We start from the raw sequence: 26,979 nt of genomic DNA on the forward strand, positions 1-26,979 counted from the left end.
AATACAGTGAATAAACTATTCGCACTATGATGCTAATCATTTTTTGCTGTTTAAAGCATCATATAGATTATTCTGTTAAAAAAATCGTTGACGCTAGCAAAGTGACTCGTTAATATGCGCTCCGTTCTTGAGACTATATAGCACCTTATATGTTCTTAGGTGCAATTTTCGGTGATTAGCGCAGCCTGGTAGCGCATCTCGTTTGGGACGAGAGGGTCAGAGGTTCGAATCCTCTATCACCGACCAAATTTAAATTATTTGTTTATGTTTATACTAAACAGATGATGTGACAAGTGATAGACTTGTCAAGCCTGACAGGAAACAGTGAAAGCTGTACCATGCGCCCGTAGCTCAGTTGGATAGAGCACCCGCCTTCTAAGCGGGTGGTCGCAGGTTCGAATCCTGCCGGGTGTACCATTTCAGTGGTGATTGTAGCTCAGTTGGTAGAGTCCCGGATTGTGATTCCGGTTGTCGTGGGTTCGAACCCCATCAGTCACCCCATTATTCTCAGGTTAATCTTAGTAAGATAAGTGTTAACCTGCTGAAGTAATCGAACATAATTCGTTCGATTGTATTAAAAGCGACCTTAGGTCGCTTTTTTTATGCCTTAAAAGCCACTATTGACACTCGACTAAGCAAAAAACGCTAGCTATAATGTCGCGTCTTGATAAATATCTACTATGAACCACTAGTGCCAGCGTTTTCAGCATTTATAAATAGCTGTGCTGGGTCTACTAGTCAAATCCACGGTCAAGAAACGAATACTTAGTAGTTGAAATTTCGACTGCTACAAAGGACGTTAGACATATTTCGAGGTAAAACAATGCAAGTTTCTGTTGAAACAACTCAAGGCCTAGAGCGTCGCCTAACCATTTCTGTTCCTGCTGGACAAATTGAGAAAGTGGTAAAAGACAATTTATTACGTGAAGCAAAACGTGCACGTATTCCAGGTTTTCGCCCTGGTAAAGTACCTGCTTCTGTAATTGAAAAGCGTTATGGTGCCGCTATCCGTCAAGATGTGACTGGCGAAATCATGCAGCGTAACTTTATTGAAGCAATAGTAGCTGAAAAACTAAACCCAGCAGGTGCGCCAGTATTTGCTCCTGGTAAAGTTGAAGGTGAAAATTTTGAGTTTGTTGCTACTTTTGAAATCTACCCAGAAGTGACACTAGCTGGTTTAGATAGTATTCAAGTAGAGCAACCAAAAGCTGAAGTTAACGATACTGATGTTGATGCTATGATTGAAACATTACGCAAACAGCATGCAACTTATGCCGCTGTCGAGCGTAATGCTGCTGATGGCGATAAAGTTAAAATGAACTTTGTTGGTAGCGTAGATGGTGAAGAGTTTGAAGGCGGCAAAGCTGATGACTTCGAACTACAACTTGGTAGTAACCGTATGATCCCTGGTTTTGAAACCGGTATTATTGGTCACAAAACAGGTGAAGAATTCGAAATCGAAGTCTCTTTCCCTGAAGATTACCATGCAGAAAACTTAAAAGGTAAAGCGGCCAAGTTCGTTATCACCTTAACTGAAGTTCAAGCGGCTAACTTACCAGAAGTTAATGACGAGTTTGCTTCATTATTTGGTATTGCTGACGGCGGCTTAGATGCCCTTAAAGCTGAAATCCGTAAAAATATGACCCGTGAACTTGAACAAGCGTTAAAAGCGAATGTTAAAGAGCAAGTTATCACTGGTTTATTAGCTGCTAACGATATTACTATTCCATCGGCACTTGTTGATGGCGAAGTCAATGTGTTACGTCAGCAAGCCATGCAACGTTTTGGCGGCGACGCTAAAAACATGCCTGAGTTGCCAGCGGATCTGTTCACTGAACAAGCTGAACGTCGTGTGAAGATTGGTCTGTTATTAGGCGAAGTTATTAAAACTAACGAACTTAAAGCAGAAGATACACGTGTTAATGCACTAATCGAATCTATGGCTTCAGCTTATGAAGATCCATCAGAAGTTGTTGCTTACTACAATGGCAACAAAGAATTAATGCAAAACATGCGTAACGTTGCTTTAGAAGAACAAGCAGTGGAAGCATTACTAAAATCAGCAAAAGTAACCGTTAAAGACGTCGCTTTTGAAGAATTTATGAACAAGGCTACCGGTCGCGCGTAACCTTCGCTTGACTTAACAAGCCGTTCGCCATTTATAATGGTTCGTATGAGGTTCTCATACGAGCCATTTTTTATTTTAGGGAAATGAATAATGTTTAAAGCGCCAGAATCTGTACTTAATGCTCTTGTGCCTATGGTTGTTGAACAAACGGCTAAAGGTGAACGTTCATACGATATCTTCTCTCGTTTATTAAAAGAGCGTGTGATCTTTTTAGTCGGGCAAGTTGAAGAGCACATGGCTAATTTGATTGTGGCTCAATTATTGTTCTTAGAGTCAGAAAGCCCAGACAAAGATATATTTTTATATATTAACTCACCAGGTGGTTCTGTGACCGCGGGTATGGCGATTTATGACACTATGCAGTTCATTAAACCCAATGTGAGTACAGTATGTATGGGGCAGGCGTGTAGCATGGGTGCATTCTTACTTGCTGCCGGCGCAAAAGGTAAACGTCATTGCTTACCTAACGCACGAGTGATGATCCACCAACCATTAGGTGGATTCCAAGGTCAAGCGTCTGATATCGCTATCCATGCTCAAGAGATGTTAGGCATTAAGAATAAATTAAATGAAATTCTTGCTGAGCATACAGGTCAACCAATCGACGTTATTGAGCGTGATACTGACCGTGACAACTTTATGAGTGCGACTAAAGCCGCTGAATATGGCTTAATAGACTCAGTAATTACCACTCGTAGCTAATACAAGCTGATTTTTTGCTGTGACTGGGTTATTCTTACTTTAATTGTGAGAATAACTCAGATATACAGCTTGAAAGTATATCGACAAGCAGAGCTCAGGCGTTAAGTCTAGGCTGCAACCAGAGGTAGAATAATGGGCGATAACAAAAATAACGGTGACAGCACAAAGCTGCTGTACTGCTCTTTTTGCGGAAAAAGCCAACATGAAGTCAGAAAACTGATTGCTGGCCCATCGGTATATGTATGCGATGAGTGTGTGGAATTATGTAATGACATTATCCGTGAAGAAATCAAAGAGATTTCACCTAAACGTGATGATGACAAATTACCTACACCCCATGAGCTACGTAATCATTTGGATGATTATGTTATTGGCCAAGATCAAGCTAAAAAAGTATTAGCAGTGGCTGTATATAATCATTATAAACGCCTTAAAAACGCGTCGCCAAAAGATGGTATCGAGTTAGGTAAAAGTAATATTTTACTTATAGGACCAACCGGTAGTGGTAAAACATTACTTGCTGAAACCTTAGCGCGCTCACTGAATGTGCCATTTACTATGGCCGATGCAACAACATTAACCGAAGCGGGTTATGTTGGTGAAGACGTTGAAAACATCATTCAAAAGTTATTGCAAAAATGCGATTACGATGTTGAGAAAGCACAACGTGGCATAGTCTATATTGATGAGATTGATAAAATCAGCCGTAAGTCTGACAATCCATCAATTACTCGTGATGTGTCAGGTGAAGGTGTTCAACAAGCTTTACTTAAATTGATTGAAGGGACTGTTGCTGCTGTTCCTCCTCAAGGTGGACGTAAGCACCCTCAGCAGGAGTTTTTACAGGTTGATACCTCTAAAATACTGTTTATATGTGGTGGCGCATTTGCAGGCTTAGAAAAAGTCATTGAGCAACGTATAAACACAGGTACCGGTATCGGTTTTGGTGCTGAAGTGAAAGGCGAAGCTGATAAAGCGACTATTTCTGAAATTTTAGGTCAAGTTGAGCCTGGGCGACTTAGTTAAATTTGGTTTGATTCCTGAATTTATCGGTCGTTTACCCGTTGTAGCTACTTTGACTGAACTTGATGAAGATGCGTTAATTCAAATTCTATCCAAACCTAAGAATGCGTTAACTAAGCAATATGCCGCATTGTTTGAAATGGAAAATGTAGAACTTGAGTTCCGCGACGATGCCTTAAAAGCCATTGCTAATAAAGCCATGAGCCGTAAAACAGGTGCACGTGGTTTGCGTTCAATTGTCGAAAGTATCTTACTTGACACTATGTACGATATTCCTTCTCAAGAAGGCGTTGTTAAAGCTGTGGTTGATGAGTCCGTGGTTAAAGGTGAATCTGCACCTATTTTGATTTATGAAAATAATGAATCAAAAGCAGCCTCTGGCGAGCAATAAATATACAGCTAGGTAATAAGTTGAAAAATAAGGAGTCCATTGGGCTCCTTTTTTCGTATTGACCATTGAAACTGAGTGCATCACCCCAATATACTCAGTAATAAGTCTTTTCATGAAACGGAATCGAGCCATGACCCAAGAGCGTGAAGCGCATATCGAACTCCCCGTATTACCACTACGTGATGTTGTGGTATATCCCCATATGGTTATTCCGCTATTCGTCGGACGGGAAAAATCTATCCGTTGCTTAGAGTCGGCAATGGAACAAGACAAGCAAATTCTATTAGTGGCGCAACGAGATGCAGATCTCGATGAACCAACAAAAGATGACATTTTTGATATTGGTACCGTGGCATCAATATTACAGTTACTAAAACTGCCTGATGGAACCGTAAAGGTATTAGTTGAAGGTGGTCAACGGGCTAAAATTACTCGTTATACCCAAGAAGATACTTTTTTTGCCGCAACAGCTGAATATTTAGAATCTGAATCGTTAGCGGAAAAAGAAGAGGAAGTGCTGGTTCGCAGCGCGATAGGGCAATTTGAAGGCTATATTAAGCTGAATAAAAAGATCCCACCTGAAGTATTAACATCGCTAACCGGTATAGATGAGGCAGCACGTTTAGCCGACACTATGGCGGCGCACATGCCACTCAAGCTTGAAGACAAACAGTCTGTGCTTGAGATGATCAATGTTGGCGAACGTCTAGAATACTTAATGGCGATGATGGAAGCTGAAATTGACTTATTACAAGTTGAAAAGCGTATCCGTACCCGTGTTAAAAAACAGATGGAAAAAAGTCAGCGTGAATATTATTTGAATGAGCAAATGAAAGCCATTCAAAAAGAGCTAGGCGATATTGACGAAAGCCATGATGAGTTTGAGCTTTTAGGCAAGAAGATTGAAGAATCTGGCATGCCAAAAGACGCCAAAGATAAAGCCAGTGCTGAATTAAACAAATTAAAAATGATGTCTCCAATGTCAGCTGAAGCGACAGTTGTCCGCAGCTATGTTGATTGGATGACCTCAGTACCATGGAAAAAACGTTCGAAAATAAAACGTGATTTAGCCAAAGCACAAGATGTATTAGATACTGATCATCACGGTCTTGAAAAAGTCAAAGAACGTATTTTAGAGTACTTAGCGGTTCAAAGCAGAGTCAAACAGCTAAAAGGTCCTATTTTATGTTTAGTTGGGCCACCGGGTGTAGGTAAAACCTCATTAGGCCAATCGATTGCTAAAGCGACTGGGCGTGAATACGTACGTGTTGCATTAGGTGGCGTGCGTGATGAAGCGGAAATTCGTGGTCATCGTCGTACCTATATTGGTTCTATGCCAGGTAAAATTATTCAAAAAATGGCTAAAGTGGGTGTTAAAAATCCATTATTCCTGTTGGATGAAATTGATAAGATGAGCTCTGATATGCGTGGCGATCCATCGTCTGCATTACTTGAAGTCCTAGACCCTGAACAGAATGCGACCTTTAACGATCATTATTTAGAAGTCGACTACGACTTATCTGATGTGATGTTTGTGGCGACCTCAAACTCAATGGATATTCCAGGCCCTCTATTAGACCGTATGGAAGTGATCCGTTTATCGGGTTATACCGAGGATGAGAAACTCAATATTGCCAAGCAACATTTGTTGACTAAACAGATTGAGCGTAATGGTCTTAAAGCAAAAGAAATTAACATTGAAGACAGCGCAATTTTAGGCATTATTCGTTATTACACCCGTGAAGCTGGTGTGCGTTCGTTAGAGCGTGAATTATCTAAAATATGCCGTAAAGTTGTGAAGCAAATTTTATTAGATAAAAACGTTAAAACCGTTAAAGTGAATCAAGACAACTTGAAATCATTTTTAGGTGTGCAGCGTTTTGACTACGGCAAAGCAGAGTCTGCTAACCAGATTGGTCAAGTGACAGGCCTTGCTTGGACTCAAGTTGGCGGTGACTTGTTAACGATTGAGGCTACATCCGTAGCTGGCAAAGGTAAGCTTACCTATACCGGCTCACTGGGTGATGTTATGCAAGAGTCTATAAAAGCGGCAATGACGGTTGTACGTGCTCGTGCAGAGCAGTTAGGTATTAATGCTGACTTTTATGAAAAGCGTGATATCCATGTGCATGTACCTGAAGGCGCTACACCAAAAGATGGCCCATCAGCTGGTGCTGCTATGTGTACTGCCTTAGTGTCTAGCCTAACCGGTAACCCTGTGCGCAGTGATGTGGCAATGACGGGTGAGATAACGCTTCGTGGTGAAGTATTACCTATTGGTGGCTTGAAAGAGAAATTGCTTGCAGCACATCGAGGTGGCATTAAACACGTGTTGATCCCTAAAGAGAATGAACGCGATTTAGAAGAGATTCCACAAAATGTGATTGCTGATTTGCAAATACATCCAGTACGTTGGGTAGATGAAGTCCTTAAATTAGCGCTTGAGCGTCCGGTTGAAGGCTTCGAAGTGGTTAAAAAGTAGCTCTTTAGTGATAAAATTGCTCTAGAGCATGAAAAAAGTGAAAAAAGGGGCTTAACAAAACGCTGAGCTGTGGTAGCCTAGGTTTGTGGAGAGTCAGGCACACCAAGCCCTTGGCGCATCTGACTTTGAGCTGTATCCAATTTTTATTTTTTGGTTTTCTATGAAATTTGACATAGTGTTGAGTTTTTAACAAAAAGCCTCCGCAGACCGCTCTAAACATGGATTTGGTTGCGGCGCGACAATAACATTCAAGGGGATGACATGAACAAATCTGAACTAATCGAGAAAATTGCTTCTGGTGCTGATATTTCTAAAGCTGCTGCTGGTCGTGCGTTAGACTCATTTATTGCTGCAGTAACTGAAGGTTTACAAGACGGTCAGAAAATTTCTCTAGTTGGTTTTGGTACTTTTGAAGTACGTCAACGTGCTGAACGTACTGGCCGTAACCCACAAACGGGTAAAGAAATTAAAATTGCTGCTGCGAACATTCCTGCGTTCAAAGCTGGCAAATCACTAAAAGATGCGGTTAACTAAAAATAGTTAATTACGTCGCCTTTTGTTAGGCATTCGTGAGTTAAGCACTGCTTTTGCGGTGCTTTTTACGAAATGGAATGTCAGTTGTTAAGTTCACTGATATTCGGAGTATTGGGTTGTACCCTTGGTAGCGTCTGATAACTCCATGTAAACAAGGCGCATCACAAGAGATGCGCCTTTTTATTTTAATCGCAACAAGCGAGAATTCAGATGTTAGAAAAAATCCGCGAAGGATCACAGGGAATTGTTGCTAAAACGATTCTAGTGCTTGTGATATTTTCATTTGCTTTTGCTGGTGTTAGTAGCTATTTAGGCTCTAGTACTGGTGTACCTGCTGCTATTGTTAATGGAGTTGAAATTCCTGAAACTGAATTAGAACAAGCTTTCCAAAATGAGCGTGCTAGTTTAAAACAACAATATGGTGAAATGTTTGACGCTTTATCGGCTGATGACAGCTATATGCAAGGTATCAGAAAAGGTGTATTAGATCGTTTAGTCGCCAACACTCTAGTTAACCAAGCTGCAGTTGACCTTGGTTTACGAGTTTCTGATGAACAAATAAAACAAGCTATTTTTACTGAGCCTGCATTTCAAACTGACGGTCAGTTTGATAATGATCGCTATCAAGCAGTATTGCGTCAATTGAACTATCAGCCAATCACATTCCGCAATTCGATGCGTGTTGATATGACGCGCAGTCAGTTATTGAAAGCATTGATAGGTAGCGAGTTCGTACTTGATGGTGAAGCAAAGCAACTTGCTGAAGTACAAAGCCAAACCCGTGATATTCGTTATATCGCTGTTGATTCAACTCCTTTTTTAGCATCAGCTGATGTCACTGCTGAAGAAGCTAAAACGTTTTATGATGCTAACTTAATGCAGTTTATGAGCCCAGAGCTTGTCAGCCTTGAGTATGTTGAATTAAATGTCAAAGACATGATCAATGATATTATTGTCGATGATGCTGAAGCCACCGAATATTATCAAGATAATCAATCACAATATCAAACACCTGAAAAACGTCTAGCGAGCCATATTTATGCTGCCAGTGGTGATGATGCTGCCGATAAAGCAAAATTAGATGCTATCGCTGCACGTATTGCTGCAGGTGAAGACTTTGCCGAATTAGCCAAAACTGAATCAGATGATAAGTTCAGTGCTGAGCAAGGTGGCCAAATCGATTGGTTTGAGCAGGGCGTTATGGATACTGCATTTGATGAAGTATTATTCAGTCTTGAAAAAGGTCAAGTATCAGAGGTTGTTAAAGGTGAGTTTGGCTTCCACATTATTAAACTAGTGGATGTTCAACCAGGTGCAATAGCTGCGTTTGATGATGTTAAAGCTAAAATTGTTGCTCAAATTAAAGAAACCAAAGCATTAAGTATATTTTATGGCTTACAAACTAAGCTTGCAGATACTAGCTATGAAATCCCTGACACATTAATTGATACCGCAAATGCAGTGAATAAAGAAGTCCAGACAACCGCTTTGTTCACACGTGATAACCCTCCGGCTAATTTAAACAAGCCTGATTTAGTTAAAGCGGCATTCTCAGAGCAAGTATTGAGCAGTGGTCTGAATAGTGAAGTGATTGAGCTTGACCCTAATCATGTCGTTGTTATACGTGTTAAACAGCATCAAGATGCCGGTACAATGAGTTTTGACAAAGTTGAAGCCCAAATTGTACAACGCCTTAAGAATGACAAAGCCAATGAAGCTGCACGTGAAAAAGCGGCGACTTATATGACCCAGCTTAAAGCGGGTGACTTTGCTATTAGTGGTGCTAAATTAGTTACAGTGGCTAAATTAGATCGTTTTAATCAAGACATTGATGCAGCGATTGCTAATAAAGCATTCAAAATGCCAGTACCAGAGGCCGATACAGTGTCAATTGATACTGTTGCGTTAGGTGCAGGTTATGCGGTTGTTGTACTTGATAAAGTTAACGCTGCTGAAAATATTGAAGCGAGCTTATTAGAATCAATGAAAGAGAGTTTATCGCGTCAATATGGCCAAGCGGATTACCGTGCGGTGATAGATACGTTAAAGTCAAAAGCGCAGATTGAGTACCCAGTAGCTGAATAGTGTTTAGCAATACGAAAAAAGCCAAGGTTAATAAAACCTTGGCTTTTTTGTTTGTCCTGCCATATTGACAGCAACTTTGCTCATGGTTTCCACCGCTTTGGCTAATTTCTGCATGCCAACATCAGTTTATATAATGACTTTAATCAGTTATCTTGAGAGGATAACTTTGATTAAATATGATTGAAAGGGCTTTACAGTGGATCTTGAGCAGCAATTTGAAGGTGTTTTACAATTTATTGATAATAACTTAAGTGAAAACCTGCACTTTGAACGATTGGCTGTGGAAGCGGGTGTGCCCTTCAACCACTTTGAGTTTATTTTTTATAGTTTGTATCACACCCAAGTTGCTGACTACATTGCGTTGTTGAGAAATATTGAAGCGGCCCAAACTTTAGGGTTTGATAAGAGTGTCAGTATACTTGATGTTGCCAAAGCAGCAGGGTATTCGTCTGCTGTTGAGTTTACTCAAGCTTTTACATCAAGTATCGGTCAAACCCCAGAAGCGTTTAGACAAGCACCCGATTGGGGTAATTTTTTTATAAAACAACAGCCACTAAAAACATTATCACAAGGTCATAACACCTTAACAGATGTTGATGTCAATATTGAAGCTATACGGCTTGATAGACTTGATTTAGTGTTGATAAAACATCGTGGTCCTAAAGAGTATTTATCGCAAACTATGCAGGCTTTAAGCGCTTTTAAGAAAGCACATCAATTACCGCTTTCAGATTGTCGAAGATTCAATTTTATTTATAATTTGCCACAAAATATGAATACGGATCACGCGATTGATATTGGCGTGAGCATCACCCCAACTAAGGCAAGTGAGCTACAGGTTGTAATGGCTGATTCAAAATATTTTAACGTTACCGCCTTGCAGAGTGGAATATACGCAACTTTCTCGCATAAAGGCTCTGAAATAGCGCTTCAAGATAAAATTAACTATCTTTACCACACTTGGCTAACTAAAAATGATTTTACGCTTACAGAGCATCCTTTGGTCTTTGAGCATGTGGAACGCATCGAGGACGCTAACGATGTCCATGTGAAAGTTTACTTGGCTGTGACCCCGCATCTTGAATGTATGTAAAAGGGCTTCAATATGAGTATATTGATAACTTTTAGCATGCTAAACCGCTAAAATAAAAAACCAGCCAAGTTGGCTGGTTTTTTAATCGCTGAGTTTACTATTTAACCTCAACTCGGGTTAAGAGATGGGCTCAATAAGCTGAATTCCACAGATTTAGCTTATTTTGTAGCAAACTTGCCATTTGCTTTGAAAACAAGTCACATTAGCACGTCAATAGCAGGCCTATTGTACGCACTCTTGTGAAAAAATAACGCTGCTAGCAAGTCAAAGGGCTGTTTGGTAAGCGTTTATTATCCTGAGCAGAGGTTATTTATAAACTAACAACATCAAACTCTACATTCGGGTTTACGTCTGCTTCGTAATCAATACCCTCAATACCAAAACCAAATAGCTTTAAAAACTCTTCTTTATATTCGCGGTAGTCCGTAAGTTCAGATAAGTTTTCTGTGGTTACTAGTGGCCATAAATCACGACAATGTTTTTGAATTTCCTCACGTAATTCCCAATCATCTAAACGTAAACGATTGGTATCATCCACTGCAGGGGCTTGGCCATCAGCGCGGAATAAGCGTTCACTGAACATACGGTAAATTTGATCCATACAGCCTTCGTGAAGACCTTCTTGGCGCATTTTTTTGAATACCATAGCGATATACAATGGCATAACAGGAATAGCCGAACTGGCCTGAGTTACAACGCTCTTTAAGACAGCAACATTGGCAGAGCCACCTGTGGTGGCTAACTTGGTGTTTAATGAGTGCGCTGCACGGTCTAAATCCATTTTAGCCTTGCCAAGTGCACCGTGCCAGTAGATAGGCCAAGTTATTTCGGTGCCAATATAACTGTAAGCGACGGTTTTACAACCATCAGCCAGGACGCCGGCTTGGGACAGTGCTTCAATCCATAACTCCCAATCTTCGCCACCCATAACGGTTACAGTATCGGCAATCTCTTGTTCAGTAGCAGGTTCCACAGAGGTTTCAATAATCGTGTCTTTATTGGTATCAACAGCAGTAGCACTGTAGGTTTCACCTATTGGCTTTAACGATGACCGAATTACTTCACCGGTATCAGGTAATTTACGCACTGGTGAGGCAAGTGAATATACCACCATATCAATTTGACCTAAATCTTGCTTGATAAGCTCAATGACCTTTTGCTTTGCTTCATGGCTGAATGCATCACAGTTAATGCTTTTTGAATACAAACCTGCAGCTTTAGCAAATTTATCAAACGCGGCAGAGTTATACCAACCTGCTGTGCCAGGTTTGGAGTCTGAGCTTGGTTTCTCAAAAAAAACACCAATAGTGGCGGCATCACTACCAAATGCAGAGGCGATACGTGAAGATAGGCCATAGCCACTAGATGAGCCGACAACCAGGACTTTTTTAGGGCCTTTAGTGATTTTGCCTTTTGCCTTAGTTAAATCGATTTGTTCTTTTACGTTAGCTTCACAACCAACTGGGTGAGTAGTGGTGCAAATAAAGCCACGAATTTTTGGTTTAATAATCATAAGTCAGTTTCTTCCTTTATCGTTGGCACTAGGATAATTAGATCGTCGCTGAAATGGCACTTATTTTTGTGTAAAGTCGCCATTTAGGCCAGTGGTTGGATCAGTTTAACGTCTTTGCATGAAATGAGTTTGCTCTTGAATGAGCCTTTGAGTGTATTCATGCTGTGGCGAAGTGAATAAATCTTCAGTACTGGCTTTTTCGACCATACAGCCATTTTGAAGAACCATAATTTTATCGCTGATGTGACGGATAATATTTAAGTTATGCGACACAAATATATAAGATAAGCCTAAGTCTTTTTGCAATTTTAACAACAAGTTAATAATTTGCGACCGTACAGATAAATCGAGTGCTGTTAAAGCTTCATCGGCAATAATAATTTTGGGATTTAACATTAACGCCCGTGCAACGGCAACACGTTGTTTTTGGCCTTCAGATACCATATGAGGATAAAAATTAACGTGTTCAGGCAATAAACCAACCTTACGTAGGGTATCAATTACCTGTACTCGGCGCTCTTCAACGGTAAGGTTTGTACTAAACCTAAGTGGCTCATTTAATAACTCACCTATGGTTAATCTTGGATTTAAAGAGGTATTTGGGTCTTGAAAAATCATTCTAATCAAACGACAGCGCTGTTTTACGTTACGTGACTCTAAGGCCTCACCTTCAAAAAAAATATCACCACTACTTCTTTGTTCAGCACCGACTAAAATACGTGCTAGGGTTGATTTTCCAGAGCCGACTTCACCCACAATAGCCAATGTTTCACCGCGCCCAAGCTCAAAGGAGACTGGTAAAAGGGCATCATAGTATTGTGGTACAAACCTTTTGTAGCCGGTTAAGTATTGTTTACTCAGGTTGGTCACTTTAAGCAAAGGTGTTGTCATCGGCTTCTTGCTCATTTTTGTAAGGGAAGTGGCAGGCAAATGCACGATCTTTTACGTGCTCTATTTTAGGCTGTTTGACGCATTGCCGCTTAGCTTCCGGGCAGCGAGGGCCTAATCGACAACCGATAGGAAGATTTTGAATCGAGGGCGATGACCCTTGTAATGTTGGTAAATTCGATTTATGTCGCATTTTACCAGTATACTCAGGTAAGTTCTTTAGAAGCGCCCGTGTATATGGATGAAATGGACTGGCAACTATTTCTGTGGTGGGGCCTGATTCCATCATTTGCCCACCATATAATATGGTTAAATTATCACAATATTGCACTAAAGTTTCAAGCTCATGGCTAACTAATAGAATAGAGACATTTTGTAATTGATTGAGTTGTGACAATAATCTGAATATTTGCGCCTGGGTATTTTGCTCCATCGAGTTTGTTGGTTCATCAGCAATCAATAACTTGGGGTGGTTAGCGACGGCCATGGCGATCATCACTTTCTGGCATTCACCTTCAGATAACTCCCATGGATAGAATTTCATCAAAGATTTAGGGCTTTTAATGCCCACTTTATGTAACCATTTATGCGCGTTGAGATAGGTGTCTTTTGATCTACGCCAAAAAGGGACATTCTTATTGGGTATCATAGCCTCAATTAATTGGCTTCCTACCGTTTTTACCGGATCAAGACTGCCTGATGGATCTTGAAATATCATTGCCATATCTGAGCCCATTAAGCAGCGGCGTTCTTTGGCAGTTAATTCTAGTAAGTTTTTACCGTCAAACATCATTCGGTCGGCGATAATATGCCAGTTAGTGCCCAAAATACCCAAAATGGCCTTAGCCAATATACTTCGTCCCGAACCCGAACCACCCACTAACCCATGAATTTCTCCCGAGTTCATAGTAAGGCTGACCTTTTCTAACACGGCGACTCTACCTTGCTCGGTATCGAGTTCTATGGTCAGGTTTCGAATATCAAGTAATGGCATAAATTAGTTTCTTATTGGTGCAATAGCTGAACGTAATCCGTCACCGACGAGGTTAACGGCCAGTACGCTGAATAATATGGCCACGCCAGGAATGGTAACCGTCCAAGGGGCCAGTAATAAATTATCTAAGCCCTGGGCAATCATAGACCCCCATTCTGGACTAGGTGCTTGGGCGCCAAGGTTTAAAAAGCCTAATGCCGCAATATCTAATATAGCTGCCGAAATTGCCATAGTAATCTGAATAATAAGCACTTCCCACACATTAGGCATAATCACATACCAAAAAACTTGCAGGTTATTAGCGCCGTCAAGTTTAGCGGCTGTTACATATTCTTTTTGTAATTCTTCATGAACCGCCTGGTGAATCGTGCGAATAAATTGCGGTACCATTGCAATCCCAACAGCCCAGAATACGTTATAAAGTCCAGGTCCTATGACTGCTACCACGAGTATAGCCATTAATAAGGATGGAATAGATAACAGGGCATCGAGCAAGTGCCCTAAAATACTAGATTTTAATCCTCGCATCATGCCGGAAACTGAACCGATTAAAAACCCCAAAAATAACGCACAACTTACAATGATGAGTGACATGCCAAAGGTTAATTGAACACCGTGTAAAATACGGCTGAATATATCTCGGCCGAGATCATCAGTGCCCAGAAAATATTCTACGTGTCCTAATGGGTCCCAAGACGGTGGTAGTAATAAAATTTGTTGATTTTGTTCATTAACCGCATAAGGCGCAATAAAAGGCGCTAAAATAGTCAGTAAAAGTAAAAAACACACTCCCCATAATCCAATTAGTGCAAATGGATTTTTAGAAAATGCTGCCCATACCCTACCAGCAGGGGTTGCAATGTAGTCTTGTTTGTAAATCTTAATAGGAGGCATACAGTTCCTTCTTGCTCATAGGATTGATCACTGTATGGATAAACTCTATCAGTATGCTTAAAAAGATAATTAACAGTGACACAGAGAATATACCTGCTTGAATGACGGTGTAGTCGCGTTGGTAAATACCAGAGACTAACCAACTGCCCACACCGCCATGCAAAAATAACTTCTACAACAATACCATAGCTTGCAAATGAGCCTAGCATAATCCCGATACTTTTAAGCACTGGGATCATTGCGTTTGGTAATGCATGACGAATAATAATTTTGAATGTATGTAATCCCCTTGCTTCAGCAGCACGAATGTAGGTTTGATTCATTACATGTAACATTGCCTGATGAGTAATGCGCACTATTAAGGTAAAAGGCAAAACGGCAAGTGTAATAGCAGGTAAAATCAAATGCATTATTGCATCGACAAAAGCCTGCATCCGATAAACTGAATCAGATAGTAAGGTATCAATTAACATGAATCCACTTACTGGTTCAATTTGATAAAGCAAGTTTATTTGTCCAGAGGTCGGTAACCAGCCTAAGTTGACACCAAACCACAGTGATAAAGTGAGTCCAAGCCAAAATATCGGAGTGGAATAACCGGTTAAGGTCAGTCCTAATATACTACCTTGAATAAGTTTGTTTTTACTTAGTGCTGCAATAACACCAATTGGCACGCCCAAGAATAACGCGATAGCGCCTGAGAATAGCGACAACTCAAATGATGCAGGTAAAACTGTTTTTAATTCAGTATAAATAGGCTGTTGTGAGTTGATTGAAATGCCCATATTGCCTGATAAGCGTTGTTGCACATAGGCGATAAATTGTCTTACATTATTACTGTCTAGTTTAAAGTCTTGGGATATTTGGGCTAATTGTTCAGTGGTCGGTTGTTGAATGCCCGTTAAAGCATAGGCCTGATCCACCGGAAAAAGGTGAGTGGCATAAAATAATACCGCCATCATGATTAACGTTGTGGCTAAAAATAAACTGGTACGTCTAAAAAAATATTGCCACATAATTAGTTACTCTCTGGGGTGGTCTCAACTATTTTGGCAAAGGCGATACCGCCGTAAGGTCTTACTTGCATTGACATTATAGTATCTTTTTTTAAGATAACCTTTTGAGCATGCGCAATTGGAATAAGCGGCACTTGGTCACTTAATATGGCTTCTGCGGCTTGGTAAAATGCCTTACGCTCTTCACGTTCAGTGGTATTTTGAGCACTGGTTAGTAAGTGGTCAAAATCTTTTTGGCACCATTTTGAACGATTATTGTGTGATGCTAACGCAGCGCAGCTCAGTAAAGGAGTAAAGAAGTTGTCAGGATCACTATTATCTGCGTTCCATCCAATCAGCACCGAATCATAATCATCACGCACAAGCTTTTGGGTAAATACACTCCAGTCATATGAAACGATGTTAATTTTGACACCTATTTTAGCCAGATCAGCCTGAATTAATTCTGCAGTTTTAAGCGCATTAGGGTTATAAACGCGAGCGACTGGCATAGCCCAAATATCTATTGATAATTTATCAATACCTGCTTCATTTAACAGTGCCTTAGCTTTTGTTGGATCATAGTTATTGGCATTAATATTGTCAGAATAAGCCCATGACGCCGGAGGCAAAACCCCTTTTGCTTCTACAGCAATGCCATTATATACCACGTCTAAAATATTTTGTTTATCAATAGCGTGCGCGAGTGCACGTCGCACTTTAATATCATTTAAAGGTGGCTTTTGAGTATTAAGAGCCCAAAATGCAACGTTAAGCCCAGGTTTAATATCCACTTTAATGTGTTTATGTTGATCGACTATCGCTAGCTCCCCAGCTTTAGGCAAGGCTGATACGCTACAGTCGCCAGTAATTAACTTAGTGATACGCGCGGTACTTTTAGGTGTGATATCGAAAACTAAATGCTCGATATCCGCTGCAGTACCCCAGTAATAAGGATGTCTGTTATAGCGAATATACTCGTTTTTAACATATTGATTTAACTGAAATGGACCTGTACCAATGGGCTGGGAATCAATCAGTTCAGGTTCACCGCTTTTGAGCAACATATCGCCATACTCTGCAGACAGCATCACTGCAAAGTCGGTGGCTAAATTCGATAAAAATGAAGCATCTTTGCGGTTCAAGTGAAAAACAACATGATGGGAATCAATTTTTTCAATTGAATCAATAAGCTTGTTAAAACCAATGCTTTGGAAAAATGGATAGCCGGTGCGGCTAACAGAATGATAAGGGTGTTGCGAGTCAATAATGCGATTAAACGAAAATAAAACGTCGTCGGCATTAAACGCTCTTTGTGGCTTAAAACGACTTGTTTGATGGAATAAAACATCACTGCGCAACACAAACGTATAAGTTAAGCCGTCATCACTTATGTGCCACTCAGTGGCTAATCCCGGCACTATGTCACCAATAACTGGGTCGTAGTTTACTAATCGACTGTATATTTGATGAGAAGTCGCATCGATAGTTGTGCCTGAAGTAACAAGTTGAGGATTAAAACTTTCTGGGTTACCTTCACTACAATATACCAGTCCAGGCGGCAGGGTTGTTTGACCACACGCACTGAGCATAAGCCCACTAAGACATATAAACATGTGCTGAATCTGTTGTCTCAAAGACATTGCCATAGCTAAATCGTATTTTGCGAGTCTGGAAGTCTATTTTAGCAGTGTAAATATCTTGGTAGCAAACAAGTTATTAAATTGTTTTTTTTAACTTTTTATCTTTGCTCTATTAATGACATATTGATTAAAGGGCAAACAGACAATTTAGCTTCACAGTAAGTTGTATTTTTTCAGAATGCCGCGTAATTGATGATAACTAAGTCCTAAGTTTTCAGCTGTTTTCTTCTGATTAAACTGACTTTCAGTTAAAGCTAACTGCAACAGTGCGACTTCTTGTTTTTCAGTGTGCTCTTTAAAATCGATGGGGAAGCTGATTGGATCCAATATGGGCACAACTTTGTCGTGTCCAATTGTCACAGCATCGGGTGTTGTTAAAGCGGTTTCTGCCGTAAGTGGCTTGGTATAAGTATCGTCAGTATTATTCGAGATAGCAGGTTGAAAAAATGTCTGCTGACGTTCTTTGGTTTTAACACGCGTTTGCGGTCGATAAGGAGACGCAAATGGATCAAGAATGATATGATCTATTTGCTGACCTTCGCTACCTTCACGATATACGCTACGTTCAACCACGTTTTTTAGTTCTCGTATATTACCAGGCCATGTATAGCTTAATAATTGTTCAACAGCTAAAGGGCTAAAACCGCCAAAATAGTCTAGCTTGAGTTGTCTTGCCATACTGATGGCAAAGTACTCTGCTAAGTCCATAATATCTTCTGTACGGCAACGCAGTGGCGGTAGAGTGATCACATCAAATGCTAATCGGTCTAATAAGTCGGCTCTAAACTCACCGGATTCAGCCAATGAAGGTAAATCTTCATTGGCGGCACAGATTAAGCGCACATCGGTTTGTACTGTTTTACTGCCACCGACACGTTCGAATTCACCGTATTCAATCACCCGTAATAATTTTTCTTGAATAAGCCCTGAGGTATTTGCTAATTCATCTAAAAATAAGGTGCCGCCATCTGCGCGCTCAAAACGGCCCTCATGTTTTCCTTTTGCCCTGGTAAATGCGCCCGATTCGTGACCAAAAAGTTCGCTTTCGAGTAAGTTCTCACTTAAAGAAGAGCAATTCAGTTTGATAAAACTCTGATCCCATCTACCTGAAAGATAATGCAGCCGCTCTGCGATTAACTCTTTACCCGTGCCACGTTCACCAATAATAAGCACAGGTTTTGACAAAGGGGCTATTTTAGATACATGCTCTAATACTTCGAGTAACGCATTGGATTGACCGATAAGGTTATCTTGCTGAAATTGCTTATTCACAGTATTTTAGTCTTTTACGCTAATTATTGGTGAAAATCATAATAGATGGCTTAAGAGAATAAATAAAGAAAAACATCATTTTCACTTTAAGTATCTGAAAATAGAGTGTTTGTAAATGTTGGCACACATAGTGTATTAGTCTATGCGACATCTACATATAACTTTGAGGAACACATTATGGGAATTTTCTCTCGCTTTGCTGATATCGTTAATTCAAACATCAGTGCAATACTTGATAAGGCTGAAGATCCAGAAAAAATGGTTCGCCTTATCATCCAGGAAATGGAAGATACAGTCGTAGAAGTGCGTTCTACTTCAGCAAAAGTGTTAGCTGAGAAAAAAGAACTCCTTCGTCGTATCAGCCGAGTGCAAGAGCAAGTACAGGATTGGGAAGATAAAGCTGAATTAGCTATTTCTAAAGATCGTGAAGACTTAGCCAAAGCAGCGTTAGTTGAAAAGCAAAAAACCGCTAGCTTGCTGGCAACGCTTGAAGCGGAATTAAAGGTAGTTGAAGAACACATTGCTCGCTTGAAAGATGAAGTGGCGCAATTACAAGAAAAGCTAACCGATGCGCGCGCTCGTCAAAAGACGATAATCATGCGTAAGCAAACAGCGACTTCTCGTCTAGAAGTTAAAAAGCAACTTGATTCAAGTAAAATTGATGATGCTATGATGAAGTTTGAACAATACGAGCGCCGTGTTGAAGGACTTGAAGCGCAAGTTGACGCTTATGATTTAGGCAAAAAATCGACCTTAGATGATGAGTTCGCCGCGCTTAAAGCTGAAGACTCAGTTAACGATGAGCTGGCAGCATTAAAAGCAAAGATGAAAGCGAAAAACCAACCTAAATCAAAAGTATAATAATTTTTCAGAGGTGAGTTATGGATATGGATCTTCTTATTGCACCAATTATCATCTTTTTGGTTATTGTGGCACCTATCTGGTTGGTTCTTCATTATCGCAGTAAGCGACAAGTGAGCCAGGGGCTCACTGAAGAAGAATTTAACCAACTAAATGATTTAATTGCTAAAGCTGAAAAAATGGGTGGTCGTATTCATACGCTTGAAGCAATTCTTGACAGTGAATCTCCAGAATGGAGGACCAAACATGAGTGACTCTAAAGGGCGAACCTTATACCGAATTCCCCAAACGGGTAAAATTGCAGGTGTATGTGCGGGGATTGCAGAGTATTTAAATTCTGAAGTATGGTTGGTCAGAGTGGTCGCTGCATCAATATTTTTACTCGGAGGTAGCGGGGTTATCTTAGTTATTTACATCGCAATGTGGATGATTTTAGATGTCAAACCGCGAGTGCAACAACACCAAGACAACCATAAAGACATTGAGCTTAAAAAGAAAGTTTGGCAAGCTGGCGAACCAGCAAAACAGGCATTGTTTGATGTCAATCGACAGTTTTCAACATTGGAAGCTCGATTACAAAAACTTGAACAACATGTTACTTCAGACACCTTTGATTTGAAACGCCAAATCAATAGTCTGTAATCAAATCTAGGGCGGTTATCCGCCCTTATTTTATTTGGAATCAGCCATGAATTTATTGGATCGATCGCTCAATAAAATAACTCAGTCAGCCCAATCTTTACTTCATCGCAGTACCGACCGACATGTTCGCTTAGCGGTAACGGGTTTATCTGGTGCTGGTAAAACAGCATTTATTACTGGACTGGTGAATCAGCTGCTACATGCTGGTTTGAACTTCGATAAAAATCCTTTACCTTTATGGCAAGTTGCGCGTGACGGGCGTTTGTTGGCGGTAAAGCGGTCATTACAACCTGATCTTGATATCGCCAGTTTTGATTATCAAAGTGCAATGCAAGCTTTGGGTGAACAGCCTCCGCTTTGGCCGCCATCGACGCGAAATATTACTGAACTGCGTCTAGCGATTAAGTATCGTCCAGAGCAAGGTGTGTTAGCTAAGCTCACTGACTCAGCAACTTTGATTGTTGATATTGTAGATTATCCTGGTGAGTGGCTACTCGACTTACCTATGTTAAAACAAGATTTTACTGCTTGGTGCTTGAGCCAGCAGCAGAGCGTGAGTCGATTACAAAGCTCCCCTCTGTATGATGAATATGTAAAACAGACCCTAGCGCTGGACTTATCTGCCCCAGCAGATGAGCAAGCTTTAAAGCAAATAGCCGATAGCTATCAGCAACTTTTACAAGATATGGTACACAATCAGGGCTTTTATTTTGCCCAGCCAGGCAGAATGTTATTGCCAGGCGAGTACGAAAATACGCCTCTGTTAACATTCTTTCCCTTATTGTCATTATCGCCCGTTCAGCATGCTGAGCTGAGTCAGTCTGATGCCGCCAGCACTTATCAGGTGTTAAAAAAGCGCTACCAGCAATATGTCATTCAGGTAGTTAAACCGTTTTATAAAGATCATTTTGCTAAGTTTGACCGTCAAGTTGTGTTGGTGGATTGCTTAAATGGCCTCAACCATGGCCAAAGCCAATTTAATGATATGGGGTTAGCATTAAATAGTATTATGGAAAGTTTTCAGTTTGGGCAGTCAAGTTTATTAAAACGCTTGTTTTCGCCAAAAATTGATAAGGTGCTTTTTGCTGCTAGTCAGGTGGATCGTGTTACCCGAAGTCAACAAAGTCACATTTTGAGCTTGTTAACTGACATGTTAAAACAAAGCCAGCATTTCGCTCGCTTCGAAGGTTGCGAAGTCGAAACCATGGCGGTTAGTGCAATAAAAGCGACTCAACATGGCATGATTAATACCGCAGATGGCCAACAAGAAGTCATAAAAGGACGGGATAAAACGGGAAAATTAATCACCCTTTACCCTGGTGATGTTCCGAGTCATTTACCCGATGCTGAATTTTGGCATCAACAAGGGTTTGGTTTTCCAACCTTCGCACCACCTTACCAAGATTTTGTATCTGAAAATGGTGTCAATCCGCAGAATCGCCTTTATCCCCATATTCGTTTGGATCATCTATTAGAGTTTTTACTGGGCGATAAACTTGCCTAATGAGTGAGTATTGAATCTATGGAACAAAGTAATAAAGTAAAACAAGCTAAAATATTTTCTGAAGATGAAGTTGAAGCGAGCATTGAAAAGCAGCACTCAGCTTCTAGTCGTGCTGGAAATAATCATGCAGACAATAGCAGCACAGACAAACCGTCAAAACCGATTAAGCCGGCACAGTCTTTTGATGAGGCCGATTTTATTGATGAACTGTCATCTATGTCGAAAATTAACGCTGATAGCGATGAATTCAACCAAATGCTGCCAGAGAGCGTACTGGATGAAGTGACAAAAGAAGCGAGAAAACCGCATCGTTGGTCGTTACTGGCAAAGCTATCTTTACTCGCTATTTCACTGTTGGTCATAGTACAAACTGTAACGGGTTTGATTAATGCATTTGAGCAAAGTCCTTATCTATTTAGCTTTTACTCTATGGTACTCGCAGTGGTGATTAGCTGGGTTGCTATGATAAGCATCAAAGAGTGGCGTAAGTTAGCGGCCTTAAAGCAGGTCAGTGTCGATCAAGACACTGGCTCAAGACTCGCTGAGAGTATGCAAATAGGGGAGGCTGAGGCTTACATTCAAACATTACTGCAACGGTATCCTGATAATAACGCCAAGCGTGCGTATTTATCTCAAGTTAGTGTGGAACATAATGATGCCGAAAAAGTGTTATTGTTTGATGATTTAGTACTGAGCGAACGTGATGAGCTTGCAAAACAATATGTTGCTAGATTTGCTGCTGAGTCGGCTTTATTGTTAGCAGCTAGTCCTTTAGCTGCATTAGATATGGCGTTGATATTGTGGCGAAATCAAGCAATGATTTCAAAAATTGCTAAGGTTTATGGTATTGAGCTTGGCTATTGGAGCCGGATTAAACTTATTCGATCGATTATTGTTAATATTATTTATGCGGGTACTGCCGAAGTGGCGACTGACTTAGGCACTCAACTATTGTCTGTTGAGTTAACTGGTAAACTTTCAGCGCGAGTTGCGCAGGGCTTGGGCGGAGGTTTATTAACCGCAAGGTTGGGTTATCAAGCTATGAGTCTATGTCGACCGATCCAGTTTAATTCAAAGAATAAACCTAAGTTAACTAAAATACACCAACACTTATTGGCCGAGATAAAAGGACTAACGATTAATGCATTGAGTCAGTCAAAAGCATTAAAAGAAGAGGGGGTTAAGCAAAAAGCTCAATAAATCAACATGGTGGGTTTGTGTGTTTTTTGATCTTAGTCTAGCCTTAAAGTCTGCTTTAATGATTAAGCAGATTCTTGAGCTACCGCCAGGGAATAGGGAAGTCGGCACTTAGGCTCTGATTATGGATAACAGGAGAACACTATGAAAATATCACCTTTTTGGCTTGCCACTATAATGGCGATAGGACTTGTTGCCGTTGCTAATAACGCAGCTTATGCAGCCCAAGAAAAACCTACAACGCCAACAGTAAAAGCTGCCGCTGAATCTAGCGCCAGTATGACGGCTAAAGTAAACCTCAATAAAGCCGATGCGGCCCAGTTGCAAACCCTAAATGGGATAGGTGAAGCAAAGGCAAAAGCAATCATCGAGTATCGTAATAAAAATGGCAAATTTACGGATATAAAGCAGTTAACTCAGGTTAGCGGTATTGGTGAGAAGTTATTAACTCAAAACGCTGACAGGTTGGCTATTTAATCCTAGCTATAAATTAAATCCTAGCAATAAAAAAGGAAGCATTAAGCTTCCTTTTTTGTTTAACCCTAACTGTTACCGCTTTTTACCTCTAATCTAAACTGAGGTGATTTAGGTATATGCAGCCTAATAGAGGTTGTCTAGTTTATTGTGCGTTTAACGCTTCACCATTGGTGTTGAGTGAATCATCACCCATTAAAAACACATAGGTTGGCATAATATCTTCAGGTGTTTTTAATGCTTGTGGATTTTCTGCTGGGTAAGCTTTTGCACGCATTTCAGTACGGGTCGCACCAGGGTTAATGCTATTTACTCGTACAGAGGTGTTGTCACATTCATCAGCAAGCACTTGCATCATGCCTTCGGTGGCAAACTTTGAAAATGCGTAAGGCCCCCAATAGGCTCGACCTTTTCGGCCTACGGCACTTGAAGTAAAAATAATAGAGGCATTTTTAGCCTTTCGCATGACAGGTAATAATGCTTTGGTCATAATTGCTGCAGCGGTGACATTGACTTTCATTATTTTTTCTAAAGATGTTAAGTCGATATGTTCAAACGGTCCAAGTGCACCTAGATGTGAAGCGTTATGTAACAGGCCATCTAATCGCCCAAATTGCTCAGCAATAGTGTCAGCCATATCGAGATAATGTTGCTCAGTTGCGCCGCTTAAATCTAAAGGGATTATTGCAGGATTTGGTGAACCTTGAGCGACAATTTCATCGTATACTTTTTCAAGTTTTTTAACGGTTTTACCCAGTAGTATTACCGTTGCACCATGTGCTGCGTAGGTTAATGCTGCCACGCGGCCAATACCATCACCAGCACCTGTTACTAATATTGTTTTGTTATTAAGTAAATCTTTTTTAGCTTGATATTCCAACATGATTCATTAATTCCTTGGGACGGAACAGCCCGTCAAATCTACAATCGAACAAAAGGTAAACGACCGTTTTAAACAAATGACTGATATTTGTATGTCAAACAGTCAACTGCGTGTAATAAACTTGTAGCTAACTCTATATATTTACGTTAACTTGAGACTAGCTAAGGACTAAAATAAGTCCTTATGGTCACAGGATTGGACTATTGTGACCAATTTTTGGGGAAAACAAAATTATTACAACAAGATTTGGGGAAAAAAGATGAAAAGACTCATTTTGGGTGTTGCTATCGCATCTGCTCTAGGACTAACGGGTTGTTCAGAAGAAAGCTTCAATGAAGCAAGAGAAACAGCAACGCCATTAGTGCCAGTTTCGCATATGCAATTTGATCCAGCCAACGGTAAAGTGCCATTACCAAACGATTTACTCTTCAGTGGTACAAAAGATGGCACATTAAATATTCCTGGTGAGGATGGTATTGATTACGTCAATCCACAACTTGCACTCGGTGCGCTTGATGGTTGGTCAACCTCATCTCCTATTACTATTACTGTTGACCTTGCCACAGACTTAGATGGTAATAAATTAACATTGGATGCCGCATCGGTATTTCAACCAGGTGCCGTAAGAGTATTTGAAGCAACTGTTGGCGGGGCATTATCAAGTGACCCAGAATGTAAGTCGGCCGCTTCAGTTTCAGCTTGTAAAGTGGGGGAAGAATTATCATTTGGCGTAGATTTTGTGTCTAAAGCTTCTGGTAACAAAGTCGCTATAGTGCCACTTAAGCCGCTTAAACCTGGCCAATCATATATTTATGCAACCACTAACCTGATTCAAGATTCACTAGGTCGTGGCATTGCCCCTTCAACGACCTATGGCTTGTTGAAATTAGATATTGACGTTAATCCTCTAGCAACGCCTGCACAATTACAATTACAGGGATTAGTCAATAGCTATGAAAAAGGCATGGCAGCTGAGCACGGTGTCGACGCAGAAACCATTAGTTTCTCTGGATTATTTACCACTCAATCTGTAAAGGATGTATACGAAACGACCAAGTTACTTATGGCATCTCGTGCACCTTATAAGCCTGCGTTTGTTCAAACGCCAACTCCTATGCCTAACGGTGCGGGAGGCATAGTCACTGTTGCACAAGCCGCTGGATTGACACCAGCTGATGGTGCTGCTTATGTGGTTTCTAGTTTAGCGGATGTGTATACCGCAACAATTAAGTTACCTATATATGGTAGCTGCTCGTCAAGTGCATGTTTAAGCCCAGAAGGCGCGCCGTTAATTAATGGCCGTTGGTTTGCTCAAGGCGACAGTCCAGTATCGGTCTTATTGGCAATTCAAGCTGGCACTATGAGTCAAGCAAATTTTGCCCAACAAGCTATTAGTTTTAATATTGACCCAAGTGCGGCACTTGCTAATCCTGCTTTGTTAGCAGGTTACCCTTGGATGTTAGATGATGGTACACCTGCAGATGCGACTAAACATTTAACCAAGTTTAACCCTATTCCAAAAATCATGAGTTATGAAACTGTGCCGGTATTGATTGCGATGCCAAATGCGCAAAAAGTGGCTGCATTTCAAGCATCTCAAGGTTTAACTTTTATACCGCCAACCAATGGCTGGCCAACTAACATTGCATTGCATGGTTTAGGGGGCGGTAAAGAGATGGCATTAGCCTACGCAGGATCATACGCTGCAATGGGTATAGCCACTTTTGCAATTGATATGCCGCTGCATGGTGCGCGTTCATTTGATGCTAACAAAGATGGTATCTATGAGGTTTCTGCAACGGATCCTTCATACGGTGCAGTGATAGGCAAACCAGAAGCATTCAAAAATGGCAATCCATTAGTATTTGTTAATATTGCAAGCACATTATCTGTGCGTGATAATTTCCGTCAAGCGACTATGGATCATTTAGCTGTGCGTTTATTGCTTACAGGCATGTACGCTCAAATAGCCCAAGCTGGTGGTCAGCAAGTATTTGATATGAATAAAATCAGTGCCCAAGGTTTAAGCCTTGGTGGTATTGTGGGAACCACTTTCTCAACCTATGCAAGCACTGGTTTAGTTGATCCTACATCGGGTACCCAATTACCAAATGCCTATGGGATCACTGCATCATCACTTGTTGCTCCTACAGGTGGTTTAGCGGGTGCTTTCGCTGGTTCTGCGACATTTGGCCCAGTGTTATTCAGTACTATCACTCAATCACCTACCTTTATAGCGCAAGTTAAAGCTGCCAATACTGCTAAGTATGAAGAGGGGACTCCTGAATATGCTGCATTAGTTAAAGCGGTTTATGCTGAGTTTTTACCTACGTTTGCCTTTGCTGTGCAAACGGCAGTAGACAGTGCTGACCCAATTAACCATGGTGCTAAATTAGCTGCAACGGGTTTACCAGTGCATTTAATTGAAGTCGTTGGCGATGGTGCTGGCAATTTACCGGATCAAACTTTACCTAATACAGTGACAGGTTTCCCACTTTCAGGTACGGAGCCATTAATTACTTCTCTTGGCTTAGGTTGTGCTGATTCAACAGCTGCTGGTTCTGCTGCAGTTCGCTTCTCTAAGGGACATCACAGTTCAATTGTCAGCCCGCGTGAAACTGCGGCAACTGATGGTATGGCGGCGCAAGCTACTGTTGAAATGCAATCTCAAGTGGCCATGTTTGCTCGTACTGCAGCGTTAGGTTCGGCAACAGTGTTAGTCTCAGACTCTAGTGTGATTAAGTCTTGTAATTAATCATCACAATTTAGTCTCTAGATTGT

20 protein-coding genes, 3 tRNA genes and 2 pseudogenes are annotated in these 26,979 nt (G+C 40.8%); 17 read left to right on the top strand and 8 right to left on the bottom strand.

What is annotated here, in order from left to right:
* Nucleotides 1-169: 169 nt before the first annotated feature.
* From L0B17_RS08170 to L0B17_RS08215, 10 genes and pseudogenes are all read left to right on the top strand, one after another.
* Nucleotides 170-246, top strand: a tRNA-Pro gene (locus L0B17_RS08170).
* 94 nt (nucleotides 247-340) lie between these two features.
* A tRNA-Arg gene (locus L0B17_RS08175) sits at nucleotides 341-417 on the top strand.
* A gap of 8 nt (nucleotides 418-425) precedes the next feature.
* A tRNA-His gene (locus tag L0B17_RS08180) sits at nucleotides 426-501 on the top strand.
* A gap of 322 nt (nucleotides 502-823) precedes the next feature.
* The gene (gene tig / locus L0B17_RS08185) at nucleotides 824-2,128 is read left to right on the top strand and encodes a trigger factor (protein WP_235089185.1); all 1,305 of its coding nucleotides are present in this window, start codon (nucleotides 824-826) and stop codon (nucleotides 2,126-2,128) included.
* Between the two features lie 90 nt (nucleotides 2,129-2,218).
* Nucleotides 2,219-2,830 carry an ATP-dependent Clp endopeptidase proteolytic subunit ClpP gene (gene clpP, locus L0B17_RS08190; RefSeq protein WP_235089186.1) on the top strand — a complete coding sequence of 204 codons (612 nt, stop codon included), beginning with the start codon at nucleotides 2,219-2,221 and terminating at the stop codon, nucleotides 2,828-2,830.
* Between the two features lie 132 nt (nucleotides 2,831-2,962).
* Nucleotides 2,963-4,244: pseudogene (gene clpX / locus L0B17_RS08195) on the top strand (ATP-dependent protease ATP-binding subunit ClpX).
* 130 nt (nucleotides 4,245-4,374) lie between these two features.
* Nucleotides 4,375-6,726, top strand: a complete 2,352-nt coding sequence (gene lon, locus L0B17_RS08200) for an endopeptidase La (RefSeq protein ID WP_235089693.1) — start codon at nucleotides 4,375-4,377, stop codon at nucleotides 6,724-6,726.
* A 261-nt stretch (nucleotides 6,727-6,987) separates the two neighbouring features.
* Nucleotides 6,988-7,260 carry an HU family DNA-binding protein gene (locus L0B17_RS08205; protein ID WP_226414554.1) on the top strand — a complete coding sequence of 91 codons (273 nt, stop codon included), beginning with the start codon at nucleotides 6,988-6,990 and terminating at the stop codon, nucleotides 7,258-7,260.
* 210 nt (nucleotides 7,261-7,470) lie between these two features.
* Entirely contained in the window at nucleotides 7,471-9,345 is a 1,875-nt protein-coding gene (locus L0B17_RS08210) for a SurA N-terminal domain-containing protein (protein WP_235089188.1), read from the top strand.
* 196 nt (nucleotides 9,346-9,541) lie between these two features.
* Nucleotides 9,542-10,438 (top strand): AraC family transcriptional regulator, encoded by an 897-nt coding sequence (locus L0B17_RS08215; RefSeq protein WP_235089190.1) that lies wholly within the window; start codon nucleotides 9,542-9,544, stop codon nucleotides 10,436-10,438.
* 310 nt (nucleotides 10,439-10,748) lie between these two features.
* On the opposite strand, the gene fabV is transcribed toward L0B17_RS08215, so the two are convergent.
* The 7 genes and pseudogenes from fabV to pspF all read right to left on the bottom strand — a co-directional run bounded on the left by fabV (nucleotide 10,749) and on the right by pspF (nucleotide 18,637).
* A complete protein-coding gene (fabV, locus tag L0B17_RS08220) occupies nucleotides 10,749-11,951 on the bottom strand; it encodes an enoyl-ACP reductase FabV (RefSeq protein ID WP_235089192.1) in 1,203 nt (400 codons plus the stop codon).
* A gap of 105 nt (nucleotides 11,952-12,056) precedes the next feature.
* Nucleotides 12,057-12,842 (bottom strand): peptide ABC transporter ATP-binding protein, encoded by a 786-nt coding sequence (locus L0B17_RS08225; RefSeq protein WP_235089200.1) that lies wholly within the window; start codon nucleotides 12,840-12,842, stop codon nucleotides 12,057-12,059.
* Nucleotides 12,823-13,833 (bottom strand): oligopeptide/dipeptide ABC transporter ATP-binding protein, encoded by a 1,011-nt coding sequence (locus tag L0B17_RS08230; RefSeq protein ID WP_235089201.1) that lies wholly within the window; start codon nucleotides 13,831-13,833, stop codon nucleotides 12,823-12,825. Before L0B17_RS08230 ends, L0B17_RS08225 begins: the two co-directional genes overlap by 20 nt.
* A 3-nt stretch (nucleotides 13,834-13,836) precedes the next feature.
* The gene (locus L0B17_RS08235) at nucleotides 13,837-14,727 is read right to left on the bottom strand and encodes an ABC transporter permease subunit (protein ID WP_235089202.1); all 891 of its coding nucleotides are present in this window, start codon (nucleotides 14,725-14,727) and stop codon (nucleotides 13,837-13,839) included.
* Nucleotides 14,714-15,743 (bottom strand): annotated as a pseudogene (locus L0B17_RS08240) (ABC transporter permease subunit). Before L0B17_RS08240 ends, L0B17_RS08235 begins: the two are co-directional and overlap by 14 nt.
* A gap of 2 nt (nucleotides 15,744-15,745) precedes the next feature.
* On the bottom strand, nucleotides 15,746-17,314 hold the full coding sequence (locus L0B17_RS08245) for an ABC transporter substrate-binding protein (protein ID WP_235089203.1): 1,569 nt from the start codon (nucleotides 17,312-17,314) through the stop codon (nucleotides 15,746-15,748).
* A gap of 204 nt (nucleotides 17,315-17,518) precedes the next feature.
* Nucleotides 17,519-18,637 (bottom strand): phage shock protein operon transcriptional activator, encoded by a 1,119-nt coding sequence (gene pspF / locus L0B17_RS08250; protein ID WP_235089208.1) that lies wholly within the window; start codon nucleotides 18,635-18,637, stop codon nucleotides 17,519-17,521.
* Nucleotides 18,638-18,814: 177 nt separating this feature from the next.
* Here pspF and pspA point away from each other — a divergent pair, with 177 nt between their 5' ends.
* The 6 genes from pspA to L0B17_RS08280 all read left to right on the top strand — a co-directional run bounded on the left by pspA (nucleotide 18,815) and on the right by L0B17_RS08280 (nucleotide 23,318).
* Entirely contained in the window at nucleotides 18,815-19,498 is a 684-nt protein-coding gene (gene pspA / locus L0B17_RS08255) for a phage shock protein PspA (RefSeq protein ID WP_235089210.1), read from the top strand.
* 20 nt (nucleotides 19,499-19,518) lie between these two features.
* Nucleotides 19,519-19,752: an envelope stress response membrane protein PspB gene (pspB, locus tag L0B17_RS08260; RefSeq protein ID WP_235089213.1), complete on the top strand. Its 234-nt coding sequence runs from the start codon at nucleotides 19,519-19,521 to the stop codon at nucleotides 19,750-19,752.
* Nucleotides 19,745-20,140 (top strand): envelope stress response membrane protein PspC, encoded by a 396-nt coding sequence (gene pspC, locus L0B17_RS08265; protein WP_235089215.1) that lies wholly within the window; start codon nucleotides 19,745-19,747, stop codon nucleotides 20,138-20,140. The genes pspB and pspC overlap by 8 nt, the downstream gene beginning before the upstream one ends.
* Before the next feature lie 46 nt (nucleotides 20,141-20,186).
* Nucleotides 20,187-21,644 (top strand): YcjX family protein, encoded by a 1,458-nt coding sequence (locus L0B17_RS08270; protein ID WP_235089216.1) that lies wholly within the window; start codon nucleotides 20,187-20,189, stop codon nucleotides 21,642-21,644.
* An 18-nt stretch (nucleotides 21,645-21,662) separates the two neighbouring features.
* Nucleotides 21,663-22,844, top strand: coding sequence for a TIGR01620 family protein (locus L0B17_RS08275; protein ID WP_235089221.1), 1,182 nt, complete (start codon nucleotides 21,663-21,665; stop codon nucleotides 22,842-22,844).
* 141 nt (nucleotides 22,845-22,985) lie between these two features.
* Complete coding sequence (locus tag L0B17_RS08280) at nucleotides 22,986-23,318, top strand: ComEA family DNA-binding protein (RefSeq protein ID WP_235089223.1); 333 nt, start codon at nucleotides 22,986-22,988, stop codon at nucleotides 23,316-23,318.
* Between the two features lie 142 nt (nucleotides 23,319-23,460).
* Here the strand turns inward: L0B17_RS08280 and L0B17_RS08285 are convergent, their stop codons facing one another.
* Nucleotides 23,461-24,198: a YciK family oxidoreductase gene (locus L0B17_RS08285; protein ID WP_235089225.1), complete on the bottom strand. Its 738-nt coding sequence runs from the start codon at nucleotides 24,196-24,198 to the stop codon at nucleotides 23,461-23,463.
* Nucleotides 24,199-24,457: 259 nt separating this feature from the next.
* Here L0B17_RS08285 and L0B17_RS08290 point away from each other — a divergent pair, with 259 nt between their 5' ends.
* Nucleotides 24,458-26,953 (top strand): VolA/Pla-1 family phospholipase, encoded by a 2,496-nt coding sequence (locus L0B17_RS08290; RefSeq protein WP_235089226.1) that lies wholly within the window; start codon nucleotides 24,458-24,460, stop codon nucleotides 26,951-26,953.
* Nucleotides 26,954-26,979: the final 26 nt, after the last annotated feature.

Origin of the sequence: Shewanella sp. OMA3-2 (assembly GCF_021513195.1) — a bacterium.
GTDB lineage: Bacteria > Pseudomonadota > Gammaproteobacteria > Enterobacterales > Shewanellaceae > Shewanella.